We start from the raw sequence: 20,138 nt of genomic DNA, 5'->3' as shown, positions 1-20,138 counted from the left end.
AAAAGAGCTTATTTTATGAAGCAGTTTCTTGTTTTATGGTGTTCTTTTTTTCTGAAAACGATACAATTTCTTGATTGTGTAAAATATCTTGTATGGTTTGTCTTTTTCTAATTAAGTAATCTTTTCCGTTAACCAACATAACTTCTGCTGGTAAATAACGCGAGTTATAGTTAGATGCCATAGAAAAACAGTACGCTCCTGCATTATGGAAACAAAGTACATCTTCTTCAGAAATTTCTGCAATTCTTCTATTAGAAGCAAAAGTATCTGTTTCGCAAATGTATCCTACAACAGAATAATAACGGTCTCTTCCTTCAAGATTAGAAATGTTTGTAATATGATGATAAGAGTTATACATCATAGGTCTTACCAAATGATTAAAACCAGAATCTATATGTGCAAAAACCGTAGAAGTTGTTTGTTTTACAACATTTACTTTTGCTAGAAAAACACCCGCTTCAGAAACTAAAAATTTACCAGGTTCAAACATTAAGGTAATTTCTTTGCCATATTCTTTACAAAATTCATTAAATCTTTCTGATAATTGCACACCTAATTGCTCTATATCAGTAGAAATATCACCTTCTTTATAAGGAACTTTAAAACCGCTTCCAAAATCGATAAAATCTATATTTTCAAATTGTTTTGCAACATCAAATAAAATATCTGATGCACGTAAAAAAGTATCAATATCTAAAATATCAGAACCTGTGTGCATGTGAATTCCGTTAATATTCATGCCAGTATTTTCTACCACACGTTTAATATGTGGAACTTGGTGAATAGAAATTCCGAATTTAGAATCTATATGTCCCACAGAAATTTTAGAATTACCACCCGCCATAATGTGCGGATTGATACGCACACAAACAGGAATGTCTGGATGTTTTTGACCAAATTGTTCTAAAATAGAAAGATTGTCAATATTAATTTGAACACCTAATTTTGCTACTTCTTCAATTTCCGATAAAGAAACACCATTTGGTGTAAAAATAATATCATGCGGTTCTATTCCCGTAGTTAAACACAATTGTACTTCTTGAAAAGAAACCGTGTCTAAACCAGATCCTAAGTTTTTAAAGAACTTTAAAATATTTATGTTAGAAAGTGCCTTTACAGCATAATTTAATTTCAAGTTTTTAACGCTGCTAAACGCATTTGTTAATCTATTGTATTGCGATTCAATTTTATCTGTATCGTAAACATATAAAGGACTTCCGTATTTATTTGCTAACGCTATTAATTGTGTTCTTTCCACTTTTTTATATTTTATATCAAGGTTCAAAAGTAATAAAATTGTTTAGTAAATAATCACTTGTTTAAAAATATAACATATTGTTTTTTTCTGTGATTTTCTTCGACTTTAAGTTATGTGCTTTTTGCTATTTGATACTTGTAAAAGCAAAGAGATATGGGCTAAAAAAGTAGTTGAAATCATGTTGATAACTAATTGGCAAAGTTATTTCATTTTAACGGGTTTAATGCTATTTTAGCAAGGCTTCAAACCTAACAACAGTAAGACATTTCATGAGTCAAGAAACAAAATATACAGAAGATAATATTAGGTCTTTAGACTGGAAAGAACATATAAGAATGCGTCCCGGAATGTACATTGGTAAACTGGGCGATGGTTCTTCTGCAGATGACGGAATTTATATTCTTGTAAAAGAGGTTTTAGACAATTCTATAGATGAATTTGTGATGGGCGCAGGTAAAACCATCGAAATTTCTATACAGGGAAGCAAAGTTATAGTTAGAGATTACGGGCGTGGAATTCCTTTAGGGAAAGTAGTAGACGTGGTTTCTAAAATGAATACTGGTGGTAAATATGATTCAAAAGCATTTAAAAAATCAGTAGGTTTAAATGGTGTAGGTACAAAAGCTGTAAATGCACTTTCATCTTTTTTTAGAGTAGAATCTTCTCGTGAAGGAAAATCTGCTTCGGCAGAATTTAGCCAAGGAAACTTAGAAAATGAAGAGTTTTTAGAAGAAAGTTCTCGCAGAAAAGGAACAAAAGTTTCTTTTATTCCTGATGAAGAAATTTTTAAGAAATACAAATTCAGAAATGAATATGTAGCAAAAATGTTAAAAAATTATGTGTATTTAAACCCTGGTTTAACCATTATTTTTAACGGAGAAAAGTTTTTTTCGAAAAACGGATTAAAAGATTTATTGGAAGATAATAACAATATTGAAGATATGTTGTATTCAATAATTCATTTAAAAGGTCCGGATATAGAAATTGCAATTACGCATAGTAAAACACAATATTCAGAAGAATATCATTCTTTTGTAAACGGACAACATACCACACAAGGAGGTACACATCAATCTGCATTTAGAGAAGCAATTGTAAAAACTATTAGAGAGTTTTACGGCAAAGCTTTTGAGGCTTCTGATGTTAGAAAATCTATTATTTCTGCTGTTGCCATTAAAGTAATGGAACCTGTTTTTGAGAGTCAGACTAAAACAAAATTGGGTTCTACAGATATGGGTGGAGATTTACCCACTGTAAGAACTTATATTAATGATTTTGTAAAAACAAAACTCGATAATTTTTTACACAGAAATACAGATGTAGCAGACAAGCTTCAAAAGAAAATAGTACAGGCAGAGAAAGAACGTAAAGAACTTTCTGGTATTCGTAAATTGGCCAAAGACAGAGCTAAAAAAGCAAGTTTACACAATAAAAAGTTACGAGATTGTAGAATTCATTTAGGAGATATTAAAAAAGAAAATTACTTAGAAACTACCTTGTTTATTACAGAGGGAGATTCTGCTTCTGGTTCTATTACAAAATCTAGAAACGTTAACACACAAGCGGTTTTTAGTTTAAAAGGGAAACCATTGAATTCTTACGGATTAAGTAAGAAAATTGTATATGAAAACGAAGAGTTTAATTTATTACAAGCCGCTTTAAATATAGAAGATGGTTTAGAAGATTTGCGTTATAACAATATTGTAATTGCTACAGATGCCGATGTAGATGGTATGCATATTCGGTTGTTATTAATTACATTTTTTCTACAGTTTTTTCCAGAGTTGATAAAAGAAGGACATTTGTATATTTTAGATACTCCGTTGTTTAGAGTTCGTAATAAAAAGGAAACCTTCTATTGTTATTCTGATGAAGAAAAACGTGACGCAATTAATAAATTAAGAGGAAAACCAGAAATAACTCGATTTAAAGGTTTGGGTGAGATTTCTCCAGATGAGTTTGTACATTTTATTGGTAATGACATTCGGTTAGATCCTGTAATGTTAGACAAAGAAATGTCTATAGAACAAATGTTACAGTTTTATATGGGTAAAAATACGCCAGACAGACAAAAGTTTATCATAGAGAATTTAAAGGTTGAGCTGGATTATTTAGAGGATGAAGGATGAAAAAAATAAAAACTATATTTAATATCTTAACAATAATTTTTGTAATTATTTTGTTTATAAGTTTTTTATAAAAGATAATATCTAACAAAATCTATTTGATTCGCAATCAAAAAGTAATGTTGGATAGGGATTTAGCGGAATTATATCAAGTAGAAACAAAGCAACTGAAACGTCAAGTTAGAAGAAATTTAGAAAGATTTCCTGAAGATTTTATGTTTGAAATGACTAAAAATGAACTTGAAAATTGGAGGAGTCAATTTGGCACCTCCAATTCTGAAATTATGGGTTTGCGTTACGCTCCAATGGTTTTTACAGAACAAGGAGTTGCCATGTTATCTAGTGTTTTAAATAGTGATAGAGCAATTGCTGTGAATATTAAAATTATCAGAATTTTTAGTAAAATGAGAGCATTACTAACTGATAATTTGAGTTTACGATTAGAAATAGAAGAGATTAAAAAGAAAATAGCCAATCAAAGTAAAAATATAGAATTGGTTTTTTCTTAATAATTGTTATTGCGAGTAACAAGGCAATCTTTATTTTAAATAGAGGTTGACACAGAAAGTGAAAAACTTTCTTCGCAATGACAAAAGAAAGGAAAGAAATAAAATTGATTATAAAAAAGGTTCATAATAAAAAGATAAAAGTTAGCAAATATGCCCGCGTTAGGGATTGAAGAGGAAATCCTTTTTTATTTTTCATAAAAAAGATTGCAACGTAAAGCCCGACCTTTTTAGGGAACGCCCAAAAGATAGACAATTAAACGATTACACAATTAAACGTTTTTTTAAATGAGTGAAGAGATAAACGAAAACGAACACGAAGAAGAATTAACAAATCCGGAAAATCAATCAGATTCTCTAGAAAATCAGACAGAATCTGTAGAAACCATTACCAAAATTACAGGAATGTATAAAGAGTGGTTTTTAGATTATGCTTCGTATGTAATTTTAGAAAGAGCGGTTCCGTCGTTAGAAGACGGACTAAAACCTGTGCAGCGTAGAATTATGCATTCTATGAAAGATTTAGACGATGGACGTTACAATAAAGTAGCAAATATTGTGGGTCATACTATGCAATATCACCCGCATGGAGATGCTTCTATTGCAGATGCAATGGTGCAAATTGGTCAGAAAGAATTGTTGATTGATATGCAAGGAAACTGGGGTAATATCTTAACCGGAGACCGCGCAGCAGCTTCTAGATATATAGAAGCGCGTTTGTCTAAATTTGCTTTGGATGTTGTTTTTAATCCGAAAACAACCGAGTGGAAAATGTCTTATGACGGACGTAGAAAAGAACCGATAGATTTACCTGTAAAATTTCCGTTATTATTAGCGCAAGGTGCAGAAGGAATTGCGGTTGGTTTATCAACTAAAATATTACCGCATAATTTTATTGAATTAATTGATGCTTCTATTAAATATTTAAAAGGGAGAAGTTTTAAAATTGTTCCTGATTTTTTAACCGGAGGAATTGCAGATTTTACCAATTATAATGATGGTAAACGTGGCGGAAAAGTGCGTGTTCGTGCTAGAATTCATCAACTAGATAAAAAAACGCTGGTTATTAATGAAATTCCGTTTGCTACCACCACAACTTCTTTAATAGATAGTATTATTAAAGCCAATGATAAAGGGAAAATTAAAATAAAAAAGATAGAAGATAATACGGCTGCTGAAGTAGAAATATTAGTGCATTTACCACCTAATGTTTCTCCTGATAAATCTATTGATGCCTTGTATGCTTTTACCAATTGCGAATCTTCTATTTCTCCTTTAGCTTGTACCATTGAAAACAATAAACCTGTGTTTGTTGGTGTTTCTGAAATGCTAAAACATTCTACAGATTTAACGGTAGATTTGTTAAAAAAAGAGTTAGAAATTCAGTTAAATGAATTAGAAGAGCAATGGCATTTTTCTTCTTTAGAAAGAATTTTTATTGAAAACAGAATTTACCGAGATATTGAAGAAGAAGAAACTTGGGAAGGTGTAATTGAAGCAATTGATACAGGTTTAAAACCATTTATTAAACATTTAAAACGTACCATTACTGTAGAAGATATTACACGCTTAACAGAAATTAGAATTAAGAAAATATCTAAGTTTGATATAGACAAAGCCAAACAGTTTATAGAAAGTTTAGAAGATAAAATAGCTGTTGTTAAAAATCATTTAGCAAATTTAATAGAATTTGCAATAGATTATTTTAAACGCTTAAAAGATACCTACGGTAAAGGCAAAGAACGTAAAACAGAAATTAGAATTTTTGATGATATTGTTGCTTCTAAAGTTGCCATGAACAACGCCAAACTTTATGTGAATAGAGAAGAAGGATTTATTGGTACTTCTTTAAAAAGAGATGAGTTTGTTACAGATTGTTCTGATATTGATGATGTTATTATCTTTAGAAAAGATGGTGGAATGATGGTGACTAAAGTAGATGCTAAAACCTTTGTTGGTAAAGGTATAATTCATGTTGCGGTCTTTAAAAAGAAAGATAGAAGAACCGTTTATAATTATATGTACAGAGATGGTGCTAGAGGCGCATCTTATATGAAACGTTTTAATGTTACTTCTGTTACCCGAGATAAAGAATACCATTTAGCAAACGGAAACAAAAGCGCTATTGTTCATTATTTTTCTGCAAATTTAAACGGAGAAGCAGAAGTTGTTACCATTAATTTACGTTCTGTTGGAAGTGTGAAAAAACTAAAATGGGATATAGATTTTGCAGATTTAGCAGTTAAAGGAAGAGCTGTTAGAGGAAATTTAATCACAAAATATGCTATTAAAAGTGTCGATTTTAAATCGGAGGGAGTTTCTACGTTAAAGCCTAGAAAAATTTGGTTTGATGATACCGTGCAACGCCTAAATGTTGATGCAAGAGGAGAATTGTTAGGAGAGTTTAAAGCCGAAGATAAATTGTTAATTATTACACAAAGTGGAAAAGCAAAAGCGGTAAAACCCAATTTGGCCATGCATTTTGAAGATGATATGATTGTGTTAGAAAAATGGAAACCCAACAAGCCAATTTCTGCAATTTATTATGATGGAGAAAAAGAACGTTATTATATAAAGCGTTTCTTAATAGAAACAGTAGAAAAAGAAGAAATATTTATTTCCGAACACGTAAAATCGCAATTAGAAATTGTAGCAACAGATTACAGACCGTTGGTTGAAGTTGTGTATTCTAAAAGAAGTATAGAAAACGAAGAAGTTAATTTAGAAGAATTTATTGCCGTAAAAGGTATTAAAGCGCAAGGAAATCAATTAACTTCAGAAAAAATTAAGCAGGTAAACTTATTAGAAGCGTTGCCTTTTGAAGAGCCAGAAGAGGAAACCTCTGAAGAAATGGAAGTGATAGATGAAGAAGTGGTTAAAGATGTTTTACCATTAGAGGTCCCTGAAATTGAAACTAAGAAACCTGTTTTAGAAGAACTTTCTGCAGAAGAAAAAGCAAAAATTGCGTTGCAGAAATCTATTGCCAAAAAGAAAGCAGAACAGAAAAAATTAGATGATGAAAATCAGACGAAGTTGTTTTAATTAAAAATAAATATGTAATTATTGATATGTTTTTTCAAAATACTATAATTCAATCACCTCTTTTTATATTTAGCTTATCACTTATTGTTGGTATAGTAGGTTATTATATAAAACATTTTTATCATGACAGAAAACAGTCAAAACTTTTAAAAATACTTGAAATTAGTGTAAGTATTGAGCAAGAATATTACAAGTCTAAGGATAATAAAGGTTATCTTCCTCCCACAATAACTTTAAAACTTGAGAACTTATCTAAAACAGATATTGAAATAAAAAGAATATCATTTAAACATCAAAAAGTAAATGGTTCATTACCAATTGATTTAAGATTAGTAAATAATATAACTACAGATATAAAACAATACGAGGTCAAATCTTTTACTTATGATTTTTCTTTAATTCATGTAATACAAGATGAAAATACACATGAAGTTATAAAAGATTATTTGCAAAAAATAGAAACACCTATGCATTTTATCAAAGTTTTAACTTGGTATTTATTTAAAGAAAAGGAATTAAAAAAATGGAAAGAGTTAAAAAAGAAAATATTTGGATTACGAGTGGATGTGTTCACTAATATTGGTGATTATGGAAGAAAATTAAATAGAAAAGAAATAAAAAGTGTTGAATCTCATATATTATCCACATACAATAAACATTTTACTGGATTAATTTAACTAGTTTGATGAAAACCAAACAAAGTTGTTTTAATTATTGAGTGGTTTTAAAAATAGTGTAGGTTAAAAAAAAGCAAATGAAAAAAATAGGACTAATTGGAGGGATAACTCCTGAATCTACTGTGTTATATTATCGAATTTTAAATCAATTAAATTCTAAGAATTTAGGAACACCACATTCCGCAGAAGTAATTATCAATTCTTTTGATTTTGGTAAAATTTCTAAACTTCAGAAAGATAATAGATGGGATTTGTTAGATAAATTAATGGCTGAAACTGGTAAAAATTTAGAAAAAGCCGGGGCAACTTGTATTCTCATTTGCGCAAATACCATGCATTTATGTATTGATGCTGTTAAAAAAGTAGTAAACATTCCTGTAATTCATATTGCAGAAGCAACTTCAAAAAAAATAATTGAAAAGAAGCTTAAAAAAGTTGTTTTGTTAGGTACAAAATACACCATGGAAAAAGATTTCTTTATAAATATTTTAACTTCTTTTGGTATTGAAACAATGATTCCTAATACCGAAGAAAGAGCAATTATACATTCGGTAATTTATGAAGAACTTTCTGTAGGAAACATCAACCCAAATTCTAAAGAAAAATATTTAAAAATTATCAATAGATTGATACAAGAAGGGGCAGAAGGTGTTATTTTAGGCTGTACAGAAATTCCTTTATTAATTCAGCAAAAAGATGTTTTAGTTCCTGTATTTGATACTACGAAAATTCATGCCACTGCAGCGTTTGAATTTGCAACGAAACATCAAAAACAACAGCAACAACAACAGCAACAATAGGAAGTTTTTTTATCAAATTAAAACTACTTGTACTATTTTTTTTAGGCTATACTTTTTCTCAATCAGAAATTTACTAATTCTAAGATGTAAATAGTAGAAAAGTAGTTTTAACCATTGAAAAAACTATTAAAACCAAGATTATTTTTAAATAAAAATCAGTAAAAAAACACTAAAAGAAGTTTAATATTTCTCATTAAGAATTACCTATTAATGGGTATTTATTTTATATTTGAATTTAATAAATATTTCCCTAAAATAATTATAATTAAAGATCTTCAGTAGCAATATTGAAGGTCTTTTTTACTTCATTTTCTCAAAGAATTTTAACGTATAATTGGGTAACAATTCTGGGTTTGTAATTTTTATAAGATCTTTTAAAACTAAATCTGGTCTTGTAGGTGCTAATTCATAATAAATAATACCACCAGTTTTTCCTTTTTTGGTTGATGGTGTATAAATGTTATCCTTTTTAAAAGCATTAAATTCTGCATAGATTTGATTGCTTTGTAAAAGTTGTTGTTTTGAGGCAAAAAAACCAGGAGCAACCCAAAAATCTGCGTTTTGTGCTTTGTCAAAAACACTTTCAAAACTTAAAGACAAACTTCCTTTTCCTTTAGAATCTTGCCATAAATAATTAAGGTTGGCATCTTTTAAAAACTGAGCAACAAAGCTTTCTCCAGCAGGTAAATTCCAAATATCTTTACTCATAATTGCACCCGATAAAACCGTTTTATTTTGTAGTGATTTTAAAGCAATTTTTTTTGCTGCTAAGTAGTTGTTTTCTATGGTGTTAAAAATACTGTCGGCTTGTTTTTCTTTGTCGAAAAGAACTCCAAAAAATTTAATCCATTCAGCTCTTCCTAAAGGAGTTTCTTCAAGCCAATCTCCATTATAGATTACGGGTATTCCAGATTTTTGAATGGTTGTTAAACTTTTATCCGCAGAAGAAACGCTATAACCAACTACCAATTCTGGTTGTAAGTCTAATAGAATTTCTGTGTTTAAAGAACCTTCTTGCCCTATTTCTGTGATTTTTCCTGCATCAATTAAATGTCTTGTTTTTTCAGATGAAACATATTTAGCGTGCGGAAAACCTGTAATTGAAGATTCTTCATTTAAAAGTTCTACCATAGGAATATGTGTAGTAGAAGTTACCACCATTTTTTTGATAGGTACTAAAATTTCGTGTTCTAGCACATCGTTCAGCTGTTTGTTTTTAATTTTTTTCCAAATGGTGTATTTTTTTATTTCTTCTGAATTTTGATAAGCAGATTTTATAATCAACTTTTTAATGCCACCTTCATTAACAATATCAAAACCTTTTGCATATTTAATAGCGCTTTCCGTTTTTGTATTTGTATCAATCTTTATTTCTTTTTTTTTACAAGAAACCGTTATTAAAAAGAATAGTAAAACAGGAATTAAATTTAAATTTTTCATTAAGAATACACTTGATTTTCTTGTTCTTGAACTCTAATAAATGTAGTTCTTTTTGTTAATTCTTTTAATCTGCTAGCGCCAACATAAGTGCATGTAGATCTAATGCCGCCTAAAATATCTATCACTGTATGGTTTACATCTCCTTTATACGGAACTTGTACGGTTTTACCTTCAGAAGCTCTGTAATTTGCAACGCCACCAACATGTTTATTCATGGCAGTTGTAGAACTCATTCCGTAAAAAGCCTTAAATTTTTCGCCATTTTTTTCAATCAAATCACCACCACTTTCTGTATGACCAGCTAACATTCCGCCCAGCATTACAAAGTCTGCGCTTCCGCCAAAAGCTTTGGCAATATCTCCGGGAATTTTACAACCTCCATCAGAAATAATTTGTCCGCCCATTCCGTGTGCCGCGTCCGCACATTCTATAATTGCAGAAAGCTGCGGATAACCAACGCCTGTTTTTATGCGTGTTGTGCATACAGAGCCCGGACCAATACCAACTTTAATAATATCTGCGCCTGCTAAAAGTAGTTCTTCTACCATTTCACCAGTAACTACGTTACCAGCAATAATTACTTTTTTTGGATGATTTTTACGTGTTTTCTGAACAAAATTCACAAAATGTTCAGAATATCCGTTGGCAACATCAACACAAATAAAATTTATTTGTGGAAATTCTGCTAAAATTTGTTTCACTTTTTCAGAATCTTTTTTACCAGTACCTGTGCTAACGGCAATGTTATTTAATGTTTTTTCATTTGCGGTTGAAGCAAAATCTCTCCATTGCTCTATTGTATAATGTTTATGAATTGCGGTAAAAAGTTTGTGTTTTGCTAGCGCTTTTGCCATTTCAAAAGTACCAACGGTATCCATATTTGCAGCCATTATAGGTATTCCTGTCCAAACAATATTGCTGTGTAAAAAGCTAAATGTTCTTTCTAAAGTAACTTGCGAACGCGATTTTAAGGTTGATCTTTTTGGACGAATCATTACATCTTTAAATCCTAATTTTAACTCGTTTTCAATTCTCATAAGTATTCTATAATTAGACTTTAAAGATATTAAATTTCGGAGTGTTTTTATTAGATTATTCATAAGAATGCATATATCTTTGCAAAGATTTTGGTTTTGATGTAGAAATTATTTTGCATCAAATTAAAAGGGAATCTGGTTAAATTCCAGGACTGTTCCCGCAACTGTAAGCTATAAAGCTTGTAACTACTTCTTTAACCACTGTTTTAGATTCTGAAATAAAATCAGATAAAAAAAATGGGAAGGTTTGTTACAAGACGCAAGTCAGGAAACCTGCCATAAATCACGAGTTTAAAACTTTCGGGATAAGAGTTTATGTACTAATCTTTTTTTGTACACAAAATTTACCTGATTTATTGTAAATCAAATTTATTAAAAAATGAAAAAACAATTTTTAATTGTTGGTGCATTGGCATGTAGTTTTGTCAGCACAAATCTTTTTGCTCAAAAAAATGACACGCAAAAAGAACCAGTAGAAAACTTAGCTGAAATTGTTGTTACCGCAACAAAATTTAACTTAAAAAAAGAAAACACGGGTAAAGTAATTCATAAAATTACTCAAAAAGTATTGCAGCAAAATGCTGGAAAAAATGTTATTGAAATTTTAAATACTATTGCAGGTATTGATGTTAGAGGTGTAAATGCAAATGCTTCTGAACCTAAAAGTATAAATATTAGAGGAGGTAGAAGTAGGCAAGTGTTGGTTTTAATAGATGGTGTTCCGGTTACAGATCAATCTGCAATTAATCAGGAGTTTGATTTGCGTTTGTTGTCTCTAAATCAAATAGAATCTATAGAAATTTTAAAAGGAGCTTCTTCTACATTATATGGTTCTGGAGCAGCCACTGCCGTTATTAATATTGTTTTAAAGAAAGCATCAAAAGAAAAAATTTCTGGTGCTTATGAAACAAGTTTTGGTACAAATAATACAGCAAATACCAAAGCAGATATAAAATCGGATAGATACCAGAGTTTTAATATCAACGGAACTTTAGGGAAGTTTAATTTTTTAAGTTCTTTTAGTTTAACCGATGTTGAGGGAATGTCTTCTGCTAAAAGTAAAACCAATACCGTTTTTGAAGAGGATAGCTTTAATTCTATAAATGGTTTATTAAAATTAGGATATTCTTTTAATGATAAAGTAAGTATAGAAACTTTTTTAAATTATGATGAGTTTGATTATGATTTTGATGCAGGTGCTTTTTCTGACAATGATGTAAATACAGGAGATCAAAATCAATTAAGATTCGGAATTAGACCACGTATTGCGTATGCTAAAGGGCAAGTGTATTTGTTGGCATCTTTAAATGAAGTAAAAAGAAATTTAAATCAATTTAATTCATTTTCTAATACCTTAGATGCCTATGAATTTAAGGGAAAAAGTTTAAATTTAGATTTGGTAAATAAATATGAGTTTAGTTCAAAATTTCAATTAATTACAGGTTTAAATTATCAAGAACACAGCAATCATACAGTTACACCATTTGCAACAATAGACAGAGATGTGGCTAATTTTAATACTATAGATCCGTATGCAAGTGCAGTTTATATTGCAGATTATGGTTTAAGTGTAAATATTGGTGGACGATTAAATATACATAATGTCTATGGAAATCATTTTGTGTATGATGGTAATCTTGCGTATTCTGTAGTAAAAAATGAAAATATTTCTCTAAAATTATTAACTTCTTATAGCACAGCTTTTATTACGCCTAGTTTGTATCAATTGTATGACGGTTATGCGGGTAATTTAGATTTAAAACCAGAATCTAATAAAACTTTTGAAGCTGGTTTTGATGTAAGTTACCAAGATTGGATGCAGTTAGATGCCGTATATTTTAATAGAAAAGAGGAAGATGCTATTATTTATGATAGTGCTACTTATAAATATGGAAATGGCTCTTCTGATGCGAATGGTTTTGAAGTAAATACTAAAATTACACCAACTAGTTTTTTAACGTTTAACGCTTCTTATACTTATATTGATAAAGATAAATTAGAAGATTTTAACGATTATATTCCTGCCAATAAAGTGATGGCTGGTATAGATATTTCTGCCTTAGAAAATGCTTTTTTTAATTTTACATATAGAAATGTAGGTGATAGATCTATTTTTGATAGATATGGTTCTTTTGGTACAGCAGGTGAAGATGTTATTTTACCAGGTTATGAAGTATTAGATTTTAGCGCTAATTATAAAATATTAAATGAATCAGTTACTTTTTTTGGTGCTGTAACTAATATTTTTGATGAAGATTATGATGATATTTTAGGTTTTTCTACAAGAGGTAGAAACTTTAAAGTAGGAGTAAGACTTCAGTTTTAATGAAAAATAAATCTCTGGGGTTTGCCTCAGAGATGTTATAGATATTGTTATATCCGCAGATGCGGAATTTAAAAAATAGAATTTTTGTTTTTGTTTTTTTTATCAAAAAATAACAAACGAAATACACTTTTAGCTTTGTGCTAAGTTTATTCGTTTTCAGAAATTCTTAAGTAGGGGATTATTGTATATTAAGGGAAAGTGAAAGACTCTGGTTGTGCTTAATTTTAGGCATTAATCGGAGTTTTTTTATAGTAATTTTTTTACTTCATTTTTAATAAATGAAATAGCTGTTTCTGTAGGAGGTGTTGTTTTTGTGTACTCTATAAGCACATTTTCGCGTAAATTATTTGCAGAGTTTGATGTTTCTGCCGTTTTCTTTAGTTTGTTTATTACTGCAGATTTAGACGCTACTATTGCCGTCCAAGAGGTGTTAGAAATATAAATTTGTTGCACCAAATTATGTTCAAACTCTTGTTCTATATTGGCTATTAAAAGCTGTAGATAGTCTTCTTTATTTTCAGAAAGAGGTTTTATTCTAAGCAACATTTTTACAGGGTTTATTCTTTCACAAAAAAGTAACATGCGTTCATACGCTTGTAGTTTTATAGGTAGAGAATCTTTTCTTCTTTCTGATAAAATAGCTATTTTTTTATCAGAATTTTGCTGTTTTATGAAGCCGTTAAACATATAATATGCTACAAAACCTGTAACGGCAGCGGGTAAAACATACCCAATACTTGCTAATACTGTATCTTCCATAAATTAGATAAATTTTAAAGTGTACAAATATAGAACTCCTAAAAGTACCGCAAACCCAAAACTTAATAATGTTCCTATTAAAATATATTCTGTTAATTTTCGGTCTTTAGAAGATGTTAAATCTCCAAACCTAAAAACAGATTTTGCTGCTAATAAAAAACCAATAGCTTCCCAATGATTTGTAATTACAAATATAAACACAAACAAACGTTCTAAAATGCCAATATAGCGTCCGGCTTTGGCTAAAGAATCATCATCATCTTTTTTATTTTCAGGATTCCATTGTGTAATGATCATTTTAATAATAATGGAAGAAACAGAGGTTACTGCTAATAAAGAAACGGCCATTAATAGTACTTTTTCTGTAAAAAAAGTAGTTAAGGAAACACTAAAGTTTGTATATAATAAGGTAATTAATAAGAGTATTGCAATGTGTAAGATTTGATCTATAAAAAACCAAATTCGTTTTGTTTTCTTTTTTTGAAGAAATAATTTTAATACATCAATGAAATAATGAGAACTAATAATTAGTAGAAATCCTAACCAATATTCTTTTAAATTAAATTGTAACAAAAGCAATAAAAAAAGGGCATGAATACCAATATGAAAATATAATTTTACAGATTTTACTTTCTTTTCTTCTTTGTCTTTAACCCAATTTTCTGGTTGAAAAACAAAATCGCCTAAAATATGTGCTAACAAAAATTTTAAAAATAAGAACATTCTATTCGGTAGTTTTTTGTTGAATTAATTTTCTAAAGTGTTTTTCTAACTTCATAATAGGTTCAAAACCAGCTCTTTTTTGTCTTTCGCTAACACTACTTTGTGTAATTCCTAAAATACTAGCAATCTCTTTTTGAGTACTATTTTCTAAAATTAAAGAAAGTTTAAATACTTCGGCAGAATTTCTTGTCCAAGAATCCATTGTTAATAAAGCCAAATCAAAAGCAATATTTAATGCTTCATCTATTTCTTGCCAAGGTGTTTTTATGGCAATGGTTTGTTTTTTTAAATAAGTATCAAAAGCAAGGCCAGAATTTATAAAAGCTTCTCCGTTAGAGGCTGTAATTTCATCAACATTAAATTCTTTTTTACCGATTCCTATACCAATTCTAACATCAATGTTTTCTGTAGATTTTAGCTGAGACTTTAATTTTAAAGCGGCAAAAAATGCAAGTTCACAATTTTCTATTTCTAATTGAAAACTATCACCTCTATACATTTGCCAAATTTTTGGAGAATCACCAAAAGTAGCCAGCGTATCTTTTAAGGTTTTTACCCAAAAATGGTCGTCATTTTTTCTTGAATCTATAATGTCGCCTGTTAAAATACTTGTCATTACCAATGTAATTTTTAGCTAAGATATAGTTTATTCTTTAAAAAGTCAAAAATATCTGCTTTATAGCAGATATTTTAAATTATAGGTCTTAGAGCCTATATTTTATTTTATCGGGTTTTAAGTAGATATTTTTGCTAAAAACTTGTGAATAAAAAACAAAGATCTTCTTTTATAGAAACGAATAGTTTGGCTAAATTCACACTTTCAAACTCTTTCAAAATAAACTATTGAATACGTACTTAGATTCTTTAAACGAAGCACAAAAACAAGCCGTCTTACAAAAAGATGGGCCTATGATAATTATTGCAGGTGCAGGTTCTGGTAAAACACGTGTATTAACTTACAGAATTGCGCATTTAATGCAGCAAGGTGTAGATTCATTTAATATTTTATCGCTCACATTTACCAACAAAGCAGCCAAAGAAATGAAGGCAAGAATTGCTGGAGTTGTAGGTAATAGTGAAGCTAAAAATCTGTGGATGGGAACATTTCACTCGGTTTTTGCAAGAATTTTACGCTCAGAAGCAGATAAATTAGGTTTTCCAACCAATTTTACAATTTATGATTCGCAAGATTCCGTAAGGTTAATATCTGCCATTATTAAAGAAAAGAATTTAAATAAAGAACAGTACAAAGCTAAACAGATTTTAGGGAGAATTTCTTCCTTTAAAAACAGTTTAATTACGGTTAAAGCTTATTTTAATAACCCAGATTTACAAGAAGCAGATTTACATGCAAGTAGGCCAGAAGTTGGTAATATTTATAGAGCGTATGTAGATAGGTGCTTTAAGGCTGGTGCAATGGATTTTGATGATTTGTTGTTAAGAACCAATGAGTTGTTAGCACGTTTTCCAGAAACGTTGGCAAAATACCAAGACAGATTTAGATATATTATGGTAGATGAGTATCAAGATACAAATCACTCGCAATATATCATTGTTAGAGCCTTGGCAGATAAATTTGGCAACATTTGCGTGGTGGGAGATGATTCTCAAAGTATCTATAGTTTTAGGGGAGCAAATATTCAGAATATTTTAAATTTCCAAAAAGATTATCCAGATGTAAAAACCTTTAAACTAGAGCAAAATTATAGATCTACCAGTAATATTGTAAATGCGGCAAATTCTGTAATTGAAAGAAATAAAACAAAGTTAGACAAAGAAGTTTGGACATCTAATGACGCTGGAGATGCTATAAATGTAATGCGTACAATTTCCGATGGAGAAGAAGGGCGTTTTGTAGCACAATCTATTTGGGAAAATCAAATGAATCATCAATTAAGTCCAGATGATTTTTGCGTTTTGTATAGAACAAATTCGCAATCTAGAGCCATAGAAGATGCCTTGCGTAAAAAAGGGATAGATTATAAAATTTATGGTGGAATGTCTTTTTATCAACGAAAAGAAATAAAAGACCTTTTATCTTATTTAAGAATTTTAATTAACCCAAATGATGAAGAAGCATTAAAAAGAATTATCAATTATCCTGCACGTGGAATTGGAGCTACAACCATAGATAAGCTAACTATAGCTGCAAATCATTATAAAAAATCAATTTTTGATATTATAAAATATATAGATAAAATAGATTTAAAAATAAATTCTGGAACAAAAAATAAGCTTCGGAATTTTATGAATATGATGCAAAGTTTGCAAATAGAATCTGAAACTAAAAATGCGTTTGAAATTGCAGAAACGGTTGTAAAAAAGACCCAATTAATTAAAGATTTAGAGAAAGACGGTACTCCGGAAGCTGTTAGTAAAGTAGAAAACGTTCAAGAATTATTAAACGGAATTAAAGACTTTATAACCGATAAAATAGAACAAGGAGAAGACACTTCTTTAACCACTTTTTTAGAAGATGTTGCCTTAGCTACAGATTTTGATGCTAAAAAAGATGATGACAAACCAAGTGTTTCTTTAATGACTATTCATCAATCTAAAGGGTTAGAATACTTGTATGTTTATATTGTTGGTTTAGAAGAAAATTTATTTCCATCTGCCATGAGTATGAACACTAGAAGTGAGTTAGAAGAAGAACGCAGATTGTTTTATGTAGCCTTAACAAGAGCAGAAAAAGTGGCTTATTTAAGTTACGCACAAACACGTTACAGATGGGGAAAATTGGTAGATGCAGAACCTAGTAGATTTTTAGAAGAAATAGATGATCAATATTTAAATTATATTACCCCAAAAAGTACAAATCCGGCAATCAACAATTTTGTTGATAAAAGTATTTTTGATGATGCACCAAAAGGAATTCGATTTCAAAAACCAATTCAGCGTAAAAAAATGGAACGCGATATGGTAAAAAAGAAAGAAGTAGTGATTCCTAAAAATTTAAAAAAAGTATCACAAGCAAAGTCAAATACTAATTTATTTGACGGCAATATGGTTGTTGGTAATATTGTAGAACACAATAGATTTGGTACAGGAGAGGTGCTTGCCATAGAAGGAAGTGGACCCAATAAAAAAGCAGAAATTAAATTTGGAACCGTTGGTAAAAAGAAATTATTACTTCAATTTGCAAAATTAAAAGTGATTGGATGAGAAAAAGCTATTTAAAACTAGGTTTTTAATTTTCAAATAAATTGTCTTTCCCATGAAAATGGGAAACTTAAAAAAAATCTTCAATAAAACTAAAAATAAATCGTTATTTTGCAACGTTAAATAACTATAGTACTATCTTAAAACTAAGAAGCTTTTATTTTAACACATAAAACATAGTACTAGTGTACACTTATTATAAACTATATTTTTAGGTTGATTTATTTTTTAATCAATAAAAATATTTAGAATACTTCAAAAATAAATAAATGACATTCGATTTAGAATACAATTCAGAAAGACCGTTAATGATTATACCAGAATACGGCAGACATATTCAAAAATTAGTAGACCATTGTTTGGCTTTGGATACAAAAGAAGAGCGTGATAAAATGGCAAAAGCAATTGTAGATGTCATGGGAAACTTACAACCACATTTACGTGATGTTCCAGATTTTAAGCACAAATTATGGGATCAATTATTCATTATGGCAGATTTTAAATTAGATGTAGAGTCTCCTTATCCGCAGCCATCAAAAGAAGAATTACGAGAAAAACCAGAAGGATTGCCGTATCCTAAATCAGCTTCAAGATATCGTTATTATGGTAACAATATTCAAACAATGATAGATGTTGCCTTAGATTGGGAAGAAGGAGAAAAGAAAGAAGCCTTGGTGTTTACCATTGCAAATCACATGAAAAAGTGTTATTTAAATTGGAATAAAGATACGGTAGATGATGCGGTTATTTTTAAACATTTATATGATTTATCTGACGGAAAATTAGATTTAAGAAATACCGAAGAAGCGTTAACCGAAAGTAAAAACTTACTTAAAAAACCTCGTACACAAGGTCAAGGACAGGCTAATTCTAAAACGTCTTACAAGAAAACGCAACACAACAATCAAAATAAAAATAGAAAAAGATATTAGTACATGGCATCATTTAAAATTGAAGGCGGTCATAAATTAAACGGAACAATTACACCACAAGGTGCAAAAAATGAAGTTTTACAAATACTTTGTGCAGTATTACTTACTTCAGAAAGAGTTGTAGTAAACAATGTTCCGGATATTATAGATGTAAATAAACTTATTTTTATCCTTGGAGAATTAGGTGTTAAAGTTGAAAAACTAAGCAGAAATAGCTATGCATTTACAGCCGATGAAGTTAATTTACCATATTTAGAATCTGAAGATTTTAAAAGAGATGGAAGTTCTTTAAGAGGTTCTATTATGATTGTTGGACCACTTTTGGCGCGTTTTGGAAAAGGATATATTCCAAGACCAGGAGGAGACAAAATTGGTAGAAGACGTTTAGATACGCATTTTGAAGGTTTTATTAGACTAGGAGCAAAATTTAGATATAATAAAGAAGAACGCTTTTATGGGGTAGAAGCAGATGAATTATTTGGTACAGATATGTTGCTAGATGAAGCCTCTGTTACCGGTACTGCTAATATCTTAATGGCGTCTGTTTTAGCAACCGGAACCACAAAAATTTACAATGCAGCTTGTGAACCTTACATTCAACAGTTATGTAAAATGTTGAATTCTATGGGCGCAAAAATAAGTGGAGTAGGTTCAAACTTATTAATTATAGAAGGTGTAACTGTTCTTGGAGGTTGTGAGCACACAGTTTTACCAGATATGATTGAAATTGGTTCTTGGATTGGTGTTGCAGTAATGACAAAATCTGAATTAACCATTAAAAATGTAAGTTGGGAAAATTTAGGTCAAATACCCAATGTTTTTAGAAAATTAGGTATTCAATTAGAAAAAAAAGAGGATGATATTTACATTCCAGCACAAGAATCTTATGAAATTCAAAACTTTATAGATGGTTCTGTTTTAACAGTGGCAGATGCTCCTTGGCCAGGGTTTACGCCAGATTTATTAAGTATTATTTTAGTACTAGCAACACAAGCAAAAGGAACTGTATTAATACATCAAAAAATGTTTGAAAGTCGTTTGTTTTTTGTTGATAAATTAATAGACATGGGAGCAAAAGTAATTTTGTGTGATCCGCATAGGGCAACGGTAATTGGTATGAATTTTGAGAGTACATTAAAAGCTACTAAAATGACATCACCAGATATTAGAGCAGGAATCTCTTTATTAATTGCCGCATTGTCTGCAAAAGGGACTAGTATTATTAATAATATTGAACAAATAGACCGAGGTTATGAAAATATTGAAGCACGTTTAAAATCTATTGGAGCAAAAATTGAAAGAATTGCAGAATAAGAAAAAGTTTTTTATTAATTTAAAAAAACTTTTATA

Annotated in this window: 15 protein-coding genes and 1 riboswitch; of the genes, 9 read left to right on the top strand and 6 right to left on the bottom strand. The window is 29.8% G+C overall.

Translation table 11 applies throughout. The features are described 5' to 3' along the window. Positions 1–13: 13 nt before the first annotated feature. The gene (lysA, locus tag ACSHW5_RS08515; protein ID WP_435675697.1) at positions 14–1,258 is read right to left on the bottom strand and encodes a diaminopimelate decarboxylase; all 1,245 of its coding nucleotides are present in this window, start codon (positions 1,256–1,258) and stop codon (positions 14–16) included. A 269-nt stretch (positions 1,259–1,527) separates the two neighbouring features. On the opposite strand from lysA, the gene ACSHW5_RS08510 reads away from it, so the two are divergent. From ACSHW5_RS08510 to ACSHW5_RS08490, 5 genes are all read left to right on the top strand, one after another. Continuing rightward, complete coding sequence (locus tag ACSHW5_RS08510; protein WP_435675696.1) at positions 1,528–3,387, top strand: DNA topoisomerase IV subunit B; 1,860 nt, start codon at positions 1,528–1,530, stop codon at positions 3,385–3,387. Between the two features lie 95 nt (positions 3,388–3,482). Then, positions 3,483–3,893 (top strand): ORF6N domain-containing protein, encoded by a 411-nt coding sequence (locus ACSHW5_RS08505; RefSeq protein ID WP_435675695.1) that lies wholly within the window; start codon positions 3,483–3,485, stop codon positions 3,891–3,893. A gap of 285 nt (positions 3,894–4,178) precedes the next feature. Beyond that, on the top strand, positions 4,179–6,932 hold the full coding sequence (locus tag ACSHW5_RS08500; RefSeq protein WP_435675694.1) for a DNA gyrase/topoisomerase IV subunit A: 2,754 nt from the start codon (positions 4,179–4,181) through the stop codon (positions 6,930–6,932). A gap of 26 nt (positions 6,933–6,958) precedes the next feature. Next, entirely contained in the window at positions 6,959–7,609 is a 651-nt protein-coding gene (locus ACSHW5_RS08495; RefSeq protein WP_435675693.1) for a hypothetical protein, read from the top strand. Between the two features lie 77 nt (positions 7,610–7,686). Then, positions 7,687–8,409: an aspartate/glutamate racemase family protein gene (locus tag ACSHW5_RS08490; protein WP_435675692.1), complete on the top strand. Its 723-nt coding sequence runs from the start codon at positions 7,687–7,689 to the stop codon at positions 8,407–8,409. 300 nt (positions 8,410–8,709) lie between these two features. Here ACSHW5_RS08490 and ACSHW5_RS08485 read toward each other — a convergent pair whose 3' ends face one another. Both ACSHW5_RS08485 and ACSHW5_RS08480 read right to left on the bottom strand, forming a co-directional pair. After that, positions 8,710–9,849: an ABC transporter substrate-binding protein gene (locus tag ACSHW5_RS08485; RefSeq protein ID WP_435675691.1), complete on the bottom strand. Its 1,140-nt coding sequence runs from the start codon at positions 9,847–9,849 to the stop codon at positions 8,710–8,712. Then, on the bottom strand, positions 9,849–10,886 hold the full coding sequence (locus ACSHW5_RS08480; protein ID WP_435675690.1) for a GMP reductase: 1,038 nt from the start codon (positions 10,884–10,886) through the stop codon (positions 9,849–9,851). Before ACSHW5_RS08480 ends, ACSHW5_RS08485 begins: the two co-directional genes overlap by 1 nt. Before the next feature lie 74 nt (positions 10,887–10,960). Beyond that, positions 10,961–11,181, top strand: a riboswitch (cobalamin riboswitch). 84 nt (positions 11,182–11,265) lie between these two features. On the opposite strand from ACSHW5_RS08480, the gene ACSHW5_RS08475 reads away from it, so the two are divergent. Continuing rightward, complete coding sequence (locus tag ACSHW5_RS08475; protein ID WP_435675689.1) at positions 11,266–13,212, top strand: TonB-dependent receptor plug domain-containing protein; 1,947 nt, start codon at positions 11,266–11,268, stop codon at positions 13,210–13,212. Positions 13,213–13,458: 246 nt separating this feature from the next. On the opposite strand, the gene ACSHW5_RS08470 is transcribed toward ACSHW5_RS08475, so the two are convergent. The 3 genes from ACSHW5_RS08470 to ACSHW5_RS08460 are packed head-to-tail and all read right to left on the bottom strand — an operon-like array spanning position 13,459 to position 15,310. Next, positions 13,459–13,971: a hypothetical protein gene (locus ACSHW5_RS08470; protein WP_435675688.1), complete on the bottom strand. Its 513-nt coding sequence runs from the start codon at positions 13,969–13,971 to the stop codon at positions 13,459–13,461. 3 nt (positions 13,972–13,974) lie between these two features. Then, positions 13,975–14,694, bottom strand: a complete 720-nt coding sequence (locus ACSHW5_RS08465) for a DUF3307 domain-containing protein (RefSeq protein WP_435675687.1) — start codon at positions 14,692–14,694, stop codon at positions 13,975–13,977. 1 nt (position 14,695) lies between these two features. Further along, positions 14,696–15,310, bottom strand: a complete 615-nt coding sequence (locus tag ACSHW5_RS08460; protein ID WP_435675686.1) for a SatD family protein — start codon at positions 15,308–15,310, stop codon at positions 14,696–14,698. 227 nt (positions 15,311–15,537) lie between these two features. On the opposite strand from ACSHW5_RS08460, the gene ACSHW5_RS08455 reads away from it, so the two are divergent. From ACSHW5_RS08455 to murA, 3 genes are all read left to right on the top strand, one after another. Then, complete coding sequence (locus ACSHW5_RS08455; protein ID WP_435675685.1) at positions 15,538–17,859, top strand: ATP-dependent helicase; 2,322 nt, start codon at positions 15,538–15,540, stop codon at positions 17,857–17,859. A gap of 266 nt (positions 17,860–18,125) precedes the next feature. After that, positions 18,126–18,788, top strand: a complete 663-nt coding sequence (locus ACSHW5_RS08450; protein WP_435675684.1) for a DUF4290 domain-containing protein — start codon at positions 18,126–18,128, stop codon at positions 18,786–18,788. Positions 18,789–18,791: 3 nt separating this feature from the next. Next, positions 18,792–20,102 carry a UDP-N-acetylglucosamine 1-carboxyvinyltransferase gene (murA, locus tag ACSHW5_RS08445; RefSeq protein ID WP_435675683.1) on the top strand — a complete coding sequence of 437 codons (1,311 nt, stop codon included), beginning with the start codon at positions 18,792–18,794 and terminating at the stop codon, positions 20,100–20,102. Positions 20,103–20,138: the final 36 nt, after the last annotated feature.

This window comes from Polaribacter sp., assembly GCF_051251875.1.
GTDB lineage: Bacteria > Bacteroidota > Bacteroidia > Flavobacteriales > Flavobacteriaceae > Polaribacter.
The sequence above is the reverse complement of the archived record's forward strand: the minus strand, read 5'-3'. Positions and strand labels throughout refer to the sequence as shown.